Here is an 11,270-nt window from a genome sequence, read left to right as displayed (position 1 = left end):
TTCCGCCGTGCGCTGAAGGTCTACGCCCACGACGTGCCGCTGCTGCTGCAGGGCGAGACCGGCTCCGGCAAGGAAGCCTTCGCCAAGGCCGTGCACCAGGCGGCCGAACGCGCCGGCAAGGCCTTCGTCGCGCTGAACTGCGCGGCCATCCCGGAGAGCCTGATCGAGAGCGAGCTGTTCGGCTATCGCGGCGGCAGCTTCACCGGCGCGCGCAAGGAGGGCATGCGCGGCAAGCTGCTGCAGGCCGACGGCGGCACCCTGTTCCTCGACGAGATCGGCGACATGCCGCTGGCCTTGCAGACCCGCCTGCTGCGCGTGCTGGAAGAACGCCAGGTGCTGCCGCTGGGCGACGGCGAGGCGCAGGCGGTGGACCTGCGCCTGATCAGCGCTACCCACCGCAACCTGGAGGAACTGGTGGCCACCGGCAGTTTCCGCGAGGACCTCTACTACCGCCTCAATGGCCTGGTGCTGCAACTGCCGGCGTTGCGTGAACGCGAAGACAAGGCGCAGCTGCTGGCGCAATTGCTGGTGGAGGAAGCCAAGGGCCGCCACATCGCCCTCGACGAGGACGTGCGCCAGGCGCTGCTGGAACATCCCTGGCCGGGCAACGTGCGCCAGCTGCGCAACGTGCTGCGCACCCTGGTGGCGCTCAGCGAGGGCGGGCGCGTGCGCTTCGCCGACCTGCCGGTGGACATCCGCCGCGCCCCCGTGCCCCGGCCCGCCGCGCCCGAGGCGCCGGTCGACAGCCTGCAGGACGCCGAGCGCGGCGCGCTGCTGGCGGTGCTGGAAGCGCAGCGCTGGCACATGAGCCGCAGCGCGCAGCAGCTGGGCATCAGCCGCAACACCCTGTACCGCAAGTTACGCCGCCACGGCCTGAGCCGTTCCGCGCCGTAGGGCGGATAACGCCTACGGCGTTATCCGCCGTTTGGCCTTGGTTCCCGGCGGCTCCGGGTTCGACCTTGGCGGTGGGGGAGGGCTGGGTGTATCGGCGGATAACCGCGAACGGTTATTCGCCCTACGTCAGCCCCACCGATGGCTTGCGCGGAACCCTCGCCAGGCGGCGCCGTCCGATGCTCCGGGCCGCGCCGCGAGCAGGCGCCGCTGTGCTAATCTGCCGCCCATTCGAAGCGCCTTCCCAGGCTTGATTGCAGGAGTCTGCATGCATATCCACATCCTCGGCATCTGCGGCACCTTCATGGGCTCGCTGGCCGTGCTGGCCAAGGAACTGGGGCACCGCGTCACCGGTTCCGACGCCAACGTCTACCCGCCCATGAGCACCCAGCTGCAGGCCCAGGGCATCGAACTGATGCAGGGCTACGAGCCCGCCCACCTGGAGCCGGCGCCGGACCTGGTGGTGATCGGCAACGCCCTGTCGCGCGGCAACCCGGCGGTGGAGCATGTGCTGAACAAGGGCCTGCCCTACGTCTCCGGCCCGCAGTGGCTGGCCGACCACGTGCTGCAGGGGCGCTGGGTCCTGGCCGCCGCCGGCACCCACGGCAAGACCACCACCAGCAGCATGCTGGCCTGGGTGCTGGAGCACGCCGGCATGAGCCCGGGCTTCCTGATCGGCGGCGTGCCGCAGAACTTCGGGGTTTCCGCGCGCCTGGGCGGCACGCCGTTCTTCGTGGTCGAGGCCGACGAGTACGACAGCGCCTTCTTCGACAAGCGCTCGAAGTTCGTCCACTACCGTCCGCGCACCGCGATCCTGAACAACCTGGAGTTCGACCACGCGGACATCTTCCCCGATCTCGCGGCCATCGAACGGCAGTTCCACCACCTGGTGCGGACCATCCCCGGCGAAGGCCTGATCATCCACCCGGAAAGCGAAACCGCGCTCAAGCGGGTGATCGGCATGGGCTGCTGGACCCCGGTGCAGACCACCGGCGAAGGCGGCCAGTGGCAGGCGCGCCTGCTCAGCGAAGACGGCTCGCGCTTCGAGGTGCTGTTCGACGGCGCCGCGCAGGGCGTGGTGGAGTGGGAACTGACCGGCCAGCACAACGTCGCCAACGCCCTGGCCTGCCTGGCCGCGGCGCGCCACGTCGGCGTGGTGCCGGAGCTGGGTTGCGCCGCGCTGTCGGCCTTCCTGAGCGTCAAGCGGCGCATGGAGAAGGTCGCCGAAGTGAAGGGCATAACCATCTACGACGACTTCGCCCACCACCCGACCGCCATCGCCACCACCCTCGACGGCCTGCGCAAGCGCGTCGGCGCGGCGCCGGTGATCGCGGTGGTCGAGCCGCGCTCCAACTCCATGAAGCTCGGCGCGCACCGCGACGGCCTGGCCGACAGCGTCGAGCAGGCCGACAACGTGTTCTGGTACGCCCCGCCGAACCTCGGCTGGGACCTGGCCGCCACGGTCGCCGGCTCCCGCGTGCCGACCCAGGTGTGCGACTCGCTGGAGTCGATCATCGCCGGGGTCAAGGCCCTGGCCACGCCGGGCACCCAGGTGGTGGTCATGAGCAACGGCGGCTTCGGCGGCCTGCACGGCAAGCTGGCCAAGGCCCTGGAGGACTGAGATGGCGGGAGCCGAACGCGTCACCCTGGCGATGACCGGCGCCTCCGGCGCGCAATACGGCCTGCGCCTGCTCGACTGCCTGGTGCAGGAAGACCGCGAGGTGCACTTCCTGATCTCCAAGGCCGCGCAGCTGGTGATGGCCACCGAGACCGACGTGACCCTGCCGAGCAAGCCGCAGGCGATGCAGGCCTTCCTCAGCGAGTACACCGGCGCCGCGCCCGGGCAGATCCGCGTCTACGGCAAGGAAGACTGGATGGCCCCGGTGGCTTCCGGCTCCGGCGCGCCCGGCGCCATGGTGGTGGTGCCCTGTTCCACCGGCACGCTGTCGGCGATCGCCACCGGCGCCTGCAACAACCTGATCGAGCGCGCCGCCGACGTCGCCCTGAAGGAGCGCCGGCAGCTGATCCTGGTGCCGCGCGAGGCGCCGTTGTCCAGCATCCACCTGGAGAACATGCTCAAGCTGTCCAACCTCGGCGCGGTGATCCTGCCGGCCGCACCGGGCTTCTACCACCAGCCGCAGACCATCGACGACCTGGTCGACTTCGTGGTCGCGCGCATCCTCAACCAACTGGGCATCCCCCAGGACATGCTGCCGCGCTGGGGCGAACACCATCTTGTCAGTGACGAATAAGCTCCTCGCCGCCCTGCTGTTGCTGCAACTGGGCGGCTGCGCCACGGTGAAGACCCTGAACGCCAACAAGCCCGACGCGCCGCTGATCTACGCCGGCACCCGGCTGGACTGGTACGCCATCAACGGCGGCTGCTGCCCGCAGGATCACTACGGCACCGACGCGCCGGGCTACCCGCACCTCGACCTGCCCGGCAGCGCGCTGCTGGATACCGTGCTGCTGCCGCTGTCGATCGCCGCCGAGCTGGGCATCGGCCTGCAGGTGTGGGGCGGGAACTAGCCCCTGCCCGCAGAGCGGCTGTCTTGCGCATGACAGCTGTTCGTAGCCAGGGCCCGGCGGCCTGGACTTGCGGGGAGCGTCCACCACGGAAGGCACTGGGCTCCCGCGAACGCGGGGACCCAGAGACTCCGGCGCCGTGTCTGGTAGGAGCGGGCCACGCCCGCGATTCGCGCGCATGGCGCGCTTCTACGGAAGGGGGGGTTATTTGCCGAGCCTGCGCAGTTCGTCCGACTCGACGAAGCGCACGCCCTTGCCGGTTTCCAGGGCCAGGCGCCACAGCGCGCGGGCCAGGGCGCAGGCGTAGATGCCGTGCAGCTTGCCCGGCAGGATGCGCGAGAAGGGCGCGGCGAGCAGTTCGGCCAGGCGCACTTCCTCGCGCTGGCCGATCAGCAGCGACGGGCGGGCGATGGTCAGTTGCGGCCAGCCCTGCTTCTGCAGCGCTTCCTCCAGCTCGCCCTTGACCCGGTTGTAGAACAGCGACGACTTGCTGTCCGCGCCCAGCGCGCTGACCACGATGTAGTGCCGCGCGCCGAGCTTGAGCGCCTGCTCGCCGAGGGCCAGCGGCAGGTCGTAGTCCACCGCCTTGAAGGCTTCTTCCGAGCCGGCTTCCTTGAGGGTCGTGCCCAGGCAACAGAACACCGTGTCCACCGGCCGTTCCAGGCCGGGGATGAGTTCGGCCAGGGGGCCGATGGGATTCTCCAGGCGCGGGTGCGCGGCCAGCGCGCGACGGGTTGGCGCGAGCACGCGCTTGACCGTCCGCTCGCTGAGCATGCGGTCGAGCAGGTGCTCGCCGGTCAGGCCCGTGGCCCCGGCTAGGAGGATATGCGTCGGTGTTGAATACATCCTGGTTTCTCCGCTGACACAGTTACAAGCGTAGTTGCCGGGCTACCGTTTTTCCTGCCCGGTTCCGGCATCGGCGCTCAGCGCCCGGCTGGCCTGCCCCGCGCGCAGGGCGTTCCAGTGCTGCAGGACCGCCGGCGGGGCCCAGAGCTGGGGTTCGGACGCCTCGAAGCCGTCTTCCGTCTCGCGTTTGGCGACCTCGGCGCTGGCCTGGCGGAACGCCTCCTGCAGGTCGTCGGTGGCGTTCAGGGCGTCGGCGAACAGGGCCTGGCCGAAGTAGGTGAAGTCCGCTTCCTCGGAACAGCCGAAGGACACCCGGTCGCTGCGCGCCGCCGTCATTATCAGAGTCCGCCCGTCCTTCAGAGGTTCGATGAAACCGCCGCTGTAGCAGGCCGAGATCACCAGCACCTTGTCGCGCTCCTTGAGCGGCGCGAGCAGGCTGGCCAGGTCGTCGGCGGGCAGGTTGTCCAGGCGCATGCCGGGCATGTCGAGGATCAGCTGGTGGTCGTGGCTGCCGTGGCTGGTGAGGTAGATGAAGATCAGGTCTTCCGGGCCGCTCTGCCGCGCCAGCGCGCGGATCGCCCGCGCCAGGCTCTCGCGGGTGGCCATGGGGCGGTCGTCGGCGTGGTTGCGGTTGTTCGCCAGGGTCACCACGCCGCGCGCGCCGAAGCGCTGGTCGAGGAGGTGGGCGACGTAGTCGGCCTCGCGCAGGAACACGCTCTGCTTGCCGTCGCCGCCGACGCTCAGGCCGTACAGCTCCACCTGCGGGGTCGATGGCGGTAGCGCGGCCAGGGCGTGGTCGAGCAGCCGGCCCTGTTCCAGCAGGCCGACCTCCAGCGGGTTGGGCAGGCGCTTGCCGTGTTCGTCGAGGCGGCGCAGGCCGTTGCTCCAGGTGCCGGCCTGCTCGCGGCCGTCGCCGCCGCGCAGACTGCCCTTGCCATTGAACTTGCCGTCTTCGAAGCGGCCTTTGTAGACCTGGCCGTCGGCCTGGGTCAGCTCGCCTTCGCCGGCGAAGCGCCAGTCCTTGAACTCACCCTGGTAGTGGCTGCCGTCGCGGCCCTGGTATTCGCCCCGGCCGTTCAGCGCGCCCTGGCTGAACTGGCCGCTCCAGACGTCGCCGTCGGCGTTGACGAAGCGCCCCTGGCCGCTGAACTCGGTGTTCTCGAAAGCGCCTTCGTAGCGGTCGCCGTCGGCGTCGCTGAAGGTGCCCGCGCCGCGCAGCTGGCCGTTGGCGAAGTCGCCGATGTACTCGTTGCCCTGACCGTCGTCGAGCTGGCCCTGGCCATGGTACAGGCCGGCGCGGAAGGCGCCCTGGTAATGGCTGCCGTCGGCGCCGTGCCATTCGCCGGGGCCGTCGAACTGGCCGTTGGCGAAGCGCCCCTGGTACCAGGCGCCGTTGCCGTAGTCCAGGCGCCCCTCGCCGTGCAGGCGGCCGTCGCGCAGGGCGCCGTGGTAGCGTGCGCCGTCGGGCAGCACCAGGTCGGCCGGCGGCTGGGCGGGGCCCTGGTCGCAGGCGGCGAGGAGCAGGGTCAGGGCGAGGGCGGAAAGGTGCGGGCGCATGCTGGAGCGTTCGATGGCGGGATGCTCCAGTGTGACGCAAAAAAGCCCGCGGGCGCGGGCTTTTTTCTGCTTTGCGCAGTGCGCCTCAGACGAACGCCAGACTCAGCGATTCGGCGATGTAGGCCGGCTTGGGCAGGCCCTCGATCTCCAGGGTGCAGCGCGCCTTGATCAGCCACTGGCCGGGGTTCTTCTCGGTGACGTCGGTGATGGTGGCCTGCAGGCGCACCCGCGAATCCACCGGCACCGGCTGGATGAAGCGGACGCTGTCGAGGCCGTAGTTGACCACCATCTTGGCGTTCTCCGGAAGCACCAGAAGGCCTTCGCAGAGCTTGGGGATGAGCGACAGGGAAAGGAAGCCGTGGGCGATGGTGCCGCCGAACGGGGTTTTCTTCGCCTTTTCCGGGTCCACGTGGATGAACTGGTGGTCCTCGGTGCATTCGGCGAACTGGTCGATGCGGTTCTGGTCGACGCTGAGCCATTCGGAGTGGCCCAGGTCCTTGCCAATGTAGTCCTTGAGGGTGCTGACGGGAACGAACGGCATAGTTTCCTCCGCTGAGGCGTGTTGTTGTTCTTTGCGTGCGGTCGAGCATGGCACAGGTCGATGGCGGCTGCGCACCTATGCTTGTAGCGAATGGCGTGCCATAGGCCACAAACACTTAGGCATAATGTCGCGCTTTTTTACAGGAGGCCTTCCATGCTGCTTCGCGGCCTGACCTGGCTGGTGCTGTTCCAACTGCTCGGCACCGGCCTCAATGTTCTCATCCTGCCGATGATCCCCGGCCCCATCATAGGGCTGGTGCTGCTGCTGGCGTTCCTGCTGGCGCGCGGCGAGGTGGGCGAGCCGCTCACCGAGGCGGCGTCCTCGCTGCTGCGCTACCTGCCGCTGCTGCTGGTGCCGCCGGCGGTGGGGGTGATGGTCTACGGCCGCCAGCTGCTGGCCGACTTCTGGCCGCTGGCCGGGGCGTTGTGCCTGTCGCTGCTGGGTTCGTTCCTGTTCGCCGGCTGGCTGATGCAGAAGCTGATCGACCGCCAGCGCGGCCGCAAGGAGGCCCGCGATGCTTGACTGGCAAGGCGCCTGGCAGGCGGTCATCCACCATCCGCTGTTCTGCATCGGCATCACCCTGGCGGCCTACCAGCTGGCGCTGGCCGCCTACGAACGCACGCGCTGGGTGTTCCTGCAGCCGGTGCTGGTGTCCATGGCGATGGTGATTCTGGTGCTGCTCGGCAGCGGCATCGACTACGCCACCTACAGCGCCGGGGTCAGCGCGCTGACCGTGCTGCTCGGCCCGGCCACCGTGGCCCTGGCGGTGCCGCTGTTCCTCAACCTGCGGCGCATCCGCCAGCTGTTCTGGCCGACCCTGGCCACCCTGCTGGTGGCCGGCCCGCTGGCCACCGCGGCCGGCGTCGGCCTGGGCTGGCTGTTCGGCGTGCGCGGCGAGGTGCTGATGAGCCTGGCGCCGAAGTCGGTGACCTCGCCCATCGCCATGCTGGTGGCGCACCAGATCGGCGGGGTGGCGGCGCTGGCGGCGGTGTTCGTGCTGATCACCGGGGTCATCGGCGCCATTCTCGGCCCGGAACTGCTACGCCGCATCGGCGTGCGCCACCCGGCCGCGCAGGGCATGGCGCTGGGCATGACCGCCCACGCCGTGGGCACCTCCCGCGCCCTGCAGGAGGGCGAGGAATGCGGTGCCTTCGCCGCCCTGGCGATGAGCCTGATGGGCGTGGCTACCGCTGTGCTGCTACCGTTGGCGGTAGCGCTGATCGCCTGAAGCAGGAAGAGCCTGAATGAAGTTTCCGCTGTTTCCCCTCAACACCGTGCTGTTCCCCGGCTGCCGCCTCGACCTGCAGATCTTCGAGGCGCGCTACCTCGACATGATCGGCCGCTGCATGAAGCAGGGCGGTGGCTTCGGCGTGGTCGCCATCGTCGAGGGGCGCGAGGTGGGCGAGGCGCCCGAGGTGTTCAGCATGGTCGGCTGCGAGGCGCTGATCCGCGACTGGCAGCAGTTGCCCAACGGCCTGCTGGGCATCCGCGTGGAAGGCGGCCGGCGCTTCCGCGTGCTGGACACCCAGGTGCTGCCCGACCAGCTGCTGGAGGCCGACGTGGCCTGGCTGGAGGAACAGCCGGACCAGCCGCTGACCGAGGAACACGACGACCTCGCCGCGCTGCTCGGCGCGCTGTCGCTGCACCCGATGGTCGCCACCCTGGAGATGGGCGGCGAGGTGAACGGCCAGCAGGAGCTCGCCTGCCAGCTGGCCTACCTGCTGCCCTTCGAGTCGGAGCAGAAACAGGTGCTGCTGGAGATGGACGACCCCACGGTGCGCCTGGCGCGCATCCAGGTGCTGCTGGAGCAGTTGCAGGGCGACCTTTCGGCGTAGGCAAGGACAGGTTCGCGAGCAAGCTCGCTCCTACGAAGATCCGTCGTGCTCCCTGTAGGAGCGAGCTTGCTCGCGAAGCGCCTCAGATCACCAGCGAATCCATGAACCGATGCACCGGCGTGGCTTCCAGGCGCGCCTGGTCGGCGCATAACGCGGCGATCTGCGCGCAGCGCTGCGGGGCGAAGCGGGTGGCCAGGGCGTTGCGGAACTTGGCTTCCAGCAGCGGCACGCCCTCGGCGCGGCGGCGGCGGTGGCCGACCGGGTACTCCACCTCGATCTTCGGCGTGCTGCTGCCGTCGCTGAAGAACACCTGGATGGCGTTGGCGATGCTGCGCTTGTCCGGCTCCAGGTATTCGCGGCTGTAGCGCGGGTCCTCCACCACTTCCATCTTGTCGCGCAGGCGGTCGATCAGCGGGTGCGCGGCGTGGAAGGCGTCTTCGTAGTGCTCGGCTTCCAGGGTCCCGTAGATCAGCGGCACGGCGATCATGTACTGGATGCAGTGGTCGCGGTCGGCGGCGTTGGCCAGCGGGCCGGCCTTGGAAATGATGCGGATCGCCGACTCTTGAGTAAACACGGCGATGCGGGTGATCTCGCTGATGCGGTTGCGCACCAGCGGGTGCAGTTGCACGGCGGCTTCCACGGCGGTCTGCGCGTGGAACTCGGCGGGGAAGCTGATCTTGAACAGCACGTTCTCCATCACGTAGCTGGCGAACGGCTGCGGCAGGTTGAAGTGGCGCTGCTCGGCGGGCTTGAGCGCCAGGTCCTTGTTGGTGTGGCTGAACGACACATCGTAGAAGCCCCACTGCGGTGCGGTGAGCACGCCGGGCACGCCCATCTCGCCGCGCAGGGCTATGTCCGCCAGGCGCAGGCCGCGGCTGCTGGCGTCGCCGGCGGCCCAGGACTTGCGCGAGCCGGCGTTCGGCGCGTGGCGGTAGGTGCGCAGCGCCTGGCCGTCGACGCAGGCGTGGGACAGGGCGGAGAGCAGTTGCTCGCGGTCGGCGCCGAGCAGGCGCGCGCTGACGGCGGTGGAGGCCAGCTTGACCAGGAACACGTGGTCCAGGCCGACGCGGTTGAAGGCGTTCTCCAGGGCGAACACACCCTGGATCTCGTGGGCCAGGACCATCGCTTCGAGCACCTCGCCCATGCGCGGTGGCGGCTCGCCGCGGGCCTGGGCCAGCTGCGCCAGGTGGTCGGCGCAGGCGAGGATGGCGCCGAGATTGTCCGAGGGGTGGCCCCATTCGGCGGCCAGCCAGGTGTCGTTGTAGTCCAGCCAGCGCACCAGCGCGCCTATGTCCCAGGCGGCCTTGATCGGGTCGAGGCAGAAGCGCGTGCCCGGCACCCGCGAGCCGTGGGGTACGACGGTGCCCTCCACCTGCGGGCCGAGCAGCTTGGTGCATTCGGGGAAGCGCAGGGCGAGCAGGGCGCAGGCCAGGCTGTCCATCAGGCACAGGCGCGCGGTGTCGCGGGCCTCAAGGGAATCGACGCGGTAGGTCAGCACATAGTCGGTGACCTGCTGCAGGACGGCGTCGTAGTCGGGGCGGGTGTTGGGATCGGCGCTGGTGCTCATGACGTGCTCCTTCGCGGGGACCCGGTGAGTCTAGACGCTGGAGGCGCAAAGCCTTCGCGAACGATGGCGATGGGTATCGCTTCGCTCAACCCATTCTACGGCGAGCACCTGCCGAGGTGCTCTTCGTAGGAGCAGAGCTTGCTCGCGAACCGCATGGCACCGCGTTTGTTCGCGAGCAAGCTCGCTCCTACGAAAAGCCGTGCTCGCCTGCAACGTAGGAGCGGATTCATCCGCGATTGCGCCGGCAAGGCCGGCGCAAGGGCTATCGCGGACGGAGTCCGCTCCTACGGGGAGGGTTCAGGCGCGGTTCAGAAGGCGTCGCCCGGCACCCGTACCCAGCCTTCCATGAGGATGCGCGAGCTGCGGCTCATGATGGCCTTGGTCACCGTCCATTCGCCGTCCACCTGCTTGGCCTCGGCGCCTACGCGCAGGGTGCCGGAGGGGTGGCCGAAGCGCACGGCGGTGCGTTCGCCGCCGCCGGCGGCGAGGTTCACCAGGGTGCCCGGCACGGCGGCGGCGGTGCCGATGGCCACGGCGGCGGTGCCCATCATCGCGTGGTGCAGTTTGCCCATGGACAGCGCGCGCACCAGCAGGTCGACGTCGCCGGCGCGCACCTGCTTGCCGCTGGAGGTCAGGTAGTCCTTGGGCGGCGAGACGAAGGCGATCTTCGGCGTGTGCTGGCGGGTGGCGGCTTCTTCCGGGGTCTTGATCAGGCCCATGCGCAGGGCGCCGGCGACGCGGATCTTCTCGAAGCGCGCCAGTTGTTCGGGGTCGCCGTTGATGGCTTCGCGCAGCTCGGTGCCCTGGTAGCCGATGTCCTCGGCGTTGACGAATACGGTGGGGATGCCGGCGCTGATCATGGTCGCCTTGAAGGTGCCGACGCCGGGCACTTCGAGGTCGTCCACCAGGTTGCCGGTGGGGAACATCGAGCCGCCTTCCTCGCCGTCGTCGGACGGGTCGAGGAACTCCAGGACGATCTCGGCGGCGGGGAAGGTCACCCCGTCCAGTTCGAAGTCGCCGGTCTCCTGGACCTGGCCGTTGGTGACCGGGACGTGGGCGATGATGGTCTTGTTGATGTTGGCCTGCCAGATGCGCACCACGCAGGTGCCGTTGTCCGGGATGCGCGCGGGGTCGACCAGGCCGGCGTGGATGGCGAAGGCGCCGGCGGCGGTGGAGAGGTTGCCGCAGTTGCCGCTCCAGTCGACGAAGGCCTTGTCGATGGAGATCTGCCCATAGAGGTAGTCGACGTCGTGGCCGGGCTGGCTGCTTTTCGACAGGATCACGCACTTGCTGGTGCTGGAGGTGGCGCCGCCCATGCCGTCGATGTGCGCGCTGTACGGATCGGGGCTGCCGATCACGCGCATGAACAGCTTGTCGCGCGCCGCACCCGGCACCTGGCAGCGCTCGGGCAGGTCCTGCAGGCGGAAGAACACGCCCTTGCTGGTGCCGCCGCGGATGTAGGTGGCGGGGATTTTCACTTGGGGTACGTGGGGCATGGGTCAGGTCC

Annotated in this window: 12 protein-coding genes; 7 read left to right on the top strand and 5 right to left on the bottom strand. The window is 69.4% G+C overall.

The features are described from left to right. The 4 genes from P3W75_RS21745 to P3W75_RS21730 form a co-directional block, all read left to right on the top strand. Positions 1–894: sigma-54-dependent Fis family transcriptional regulator (locus tag P3W75_RS21745; protein WP_276229383.1), on the top strand; the 894-nt coding region annotated here is incomplete at its 5' end. A 265-nt stretch (positions 895–1,159) separates the two neighbouring features. Next, positions 1,160–2,512 carry a UDP-N-acetylmuramate:L-alanyl-gamma-D-glutamyl-meso-diaminopimelate ligase gene (gene mpl / locus P3W75_RS21740; protein ID WP_276229382.1) on the top strand — a complete coding sequence of 451 codons (1,353 nt, stop codon included), beginning with the start codon at positions 1,160–1,162 and terminating at the stop codon, positions 2,510–2,512. 1 nt (position 2,513) lies between these two features. Next, entirely contained in the window at positions 2,514–3,143 is a 630-nt protein-coding gene (gene ubiX / locus P3W75_RS21735; RefSeq protein WP_276229381.1) for a flavin prenyltransferase UbiX, read from the top strand. After that, positions 3,133–3,420: a YceK/YidQ family lipoprotein gene (locus P3W75_RS21730; RefSeq protein ID WP_276229384.1), complete on the top strand. Its 288-nt coding sequence runs from the start codon at positions 3,133–3,135 to the stop codon at positions 3,418–3,420. Before ubiX ends, P3W75_RS21730 begins: the two co-directional genes overlap by 11 nt. Before the next feature lie 201 nt (positions 3,421–3,621). On the opposite strand, the gene P3W75_RS21725 is transcribed toward P3W75_RS21730, so the two are convergent. The 3 genes from P3W75_RS21725 to P3W75_RS21715 all read right to left on the bottom strand — a co-directional run bounded on the left by P3W75_RS21725 (position 3,622) and on the right by P3W75_RS21715 (position 6,361). Continuing rightward, positions 3,622–4,263, bottom strand: coding sequence for an oxidoreductase (locus P3W75_RS21725; RefSeq protein WP_276229380.1), 642 nt, complete (start codon positions 4,261–4,263; stop codon positions 3,622–3,624). A 42-nt stretch (positions 4,264–4,305) separates the two neighbouring features. Further along, a complete protein-coding gene (locus P3W75_RS21720) occupies positions 4,306–5,820 on the bottom strand; it encodes a C13 family peptidase (protein WP_276229379.1) in 1,515 nt (504 codons plus the stop codon). An 85-nt stretch (positions 5,821–5,905) separates the two neighbouring features. Further along, the gene (locus tag P3W75_RS21715; RefSeq protein WP_276229378.1) at positions 5,906–6,361 is read right to left on the bottom strand and encodes a MaoC family dehydratase; all 456 of its coding nucleotides are present in this window, start codon (positions 6,359–6,361) and stop codon (positions 5,906–5,908) included. A gap of 153 nt (positions 6,362–6,514) precedes the next feature. Between P3W75_RS21715 and P3W75_RS21710 the strand changes: the two genes are divergently transcribed. Genes P3W75_RS21710 through P3W75_RS21700 form a run of 3 tightly spaced genes read left to right on the top strand, consistent with a single transcriptional unit; the run spans position 6,515 to position 8,196 of the window. After that, the gene (locus P3W75_RS21710) at positions 6,515–6,883 is read left to right on the top strand and encodes a CidA/LrgA family protein (RefSeq protein WP_276229377.1); all 369 of its coding nucleotides are present in this window, start codon (positions 6,515–6,517) and stop codon (positions 6,881–6,883) included. After that, positions 6,876–7,589 (top strand): LrgB family protein, encoded by a 714-nt coding sequence (locus P3W75_RS21705; RefSeq protein WP_276229376.1) that lies wholly within the window; start codon positions 6,876–6,878, stop codon positions 7,587–7,589. Before P3W75_RS21710 ends, P3W75_RS21705 begins: the two co-directional genes overlap by 8 nt. 16 nt (positions 7,590–7,605) lie before the next feature. Next, on the top strand, positions 7,606–8,196 hold the full coding sequence (locus tag P3W75_RS21700; RefSeq protein WP_276229375.1) for an LON peptidase substrate-binding domain-containing protein: 591 nt from the start codon (positions 7,606–7,608) through the stop codon (positions 8,194–8,196). An 82-nt stretch (positions 8,197–8,278) separates the two neighbouring features. Here the strand turns inward: P3W75_RS21700 and P3W75_RS21695 are convergent, their stop codons facing one another. Further along, entirely contained in the window at positions 8,279–9,763 is a 1,485-nt protein-coding gene (locus P3W75_RS21695) for a bifunctional 2-methylcitrate dehydratase/aconitate hydratase (RefSeq protein WP_276229374.1), read from the bottom strand. Positions 9,764–10,071: 308 nt separating this feature from the next. Then, positions 10,072–11,259: a 2-methylaconitate cis-trans isomerase PrpF gene (prpF, locus tag P3W75_RS21690; protein WP_276229373.1), complete on the bottom strand. Its 1,188-nt coding sequence runs from the start codon at positions 11,257–11,259 to the stop codon at positions 10,072–10,074. Positions 11,260–11,270 lie beyond the last annotated feature (11 nt).

Source organism: Pseudomonas citronellolis (assembly GCF_029335315.1).
Taxonomy (GTDB): Bacteria; Pseudomonadota; Gammaproteobacteria; order Pseudomonadales; family Pseudomonadaceae; genus Pseudomonas; species Pseudomonas citronellolis_A.
This window is presented reverse-complemented; position numbering and strand designations above follow the sequence as displayed.

What these genes read in the sequence shown, in the direction of transcription:
- mpl (WP_276229382.1), top strand. Translation starts at nt 1,160, where the DNA reads ATGCATATCCACATCCTCGGCATCTGCGGCACCTTCATGGGCTCGCTG.
- ubiX (WP_276229381.1), top strand. Translation starts at nt 2,514, where the DNA reads ATGGCGGGAGCCGAACGCGTCACCCTGGCGATGACCGGCGCCTCCGGC.
- P3W75_RS21725 (WP_276229380.1), bottom strand. Translation starts at nt 4,263, where the DNA reads ATGTATTCAACACCGACGCATATCCTCCTAGCCGGGGCCACGGGCCTG.
- P3W75_RS21720 (WP_276229379.1), bottom strand. Translation starts at nt 5,820, where the DNA reads ATGCGCCCGCACCTTTCCGCCCTCGCCCTGACCCTGCTCCTCGCCGCC.
- P3W75_RS21715 (WP_276229378.1), bottom strand. Translation starts at nt 6,361, where the DNA reads ATGCCGTTCGTTCCCGTCAGCACCCTCAAGGACTACATTGGCAAGGAC.
- P3W75_RS21710 (WP_276229377.1), top strand. Translation starts at nt 6,515, where the DNA reads ATGCTGCTTCGCGGCCTGACCTGGCTGGTGCTGTTCCAACTGCTCGGC.
- P3W75_RS21705 (WP_276229376.1), top strand. Translation starts at nt 6,876, where the DNA reads ATGCTTGACTGGCAAGGCGCCTGGCAGGCGGTCATCCACCATCCGCTG.
- P3W75_RS21700 (WP_276229375.1), top strand. Translation starts at nt 7,606, where the DNA reads ATGAAGTTTCCGCTGTTTCCCCTCAACACCGTGCTGTTCCCCGGCTGC.
- P3W75_RS21695 (WP_276229374.1), bottom strand. Translation starts at nt 9,763, where the DNA reads ATGAGCACCAGCGCCGATCCCAACACCCGCCCCGACTACGACGCCGTC.
- prpF (WP_276229373.1), bottom strand. Translation starts at nt 11,259, where the DNA reads ATGCCCCACGTACCCCAAGTGAAAATCCCCGCCACCTACATCCGCGGC.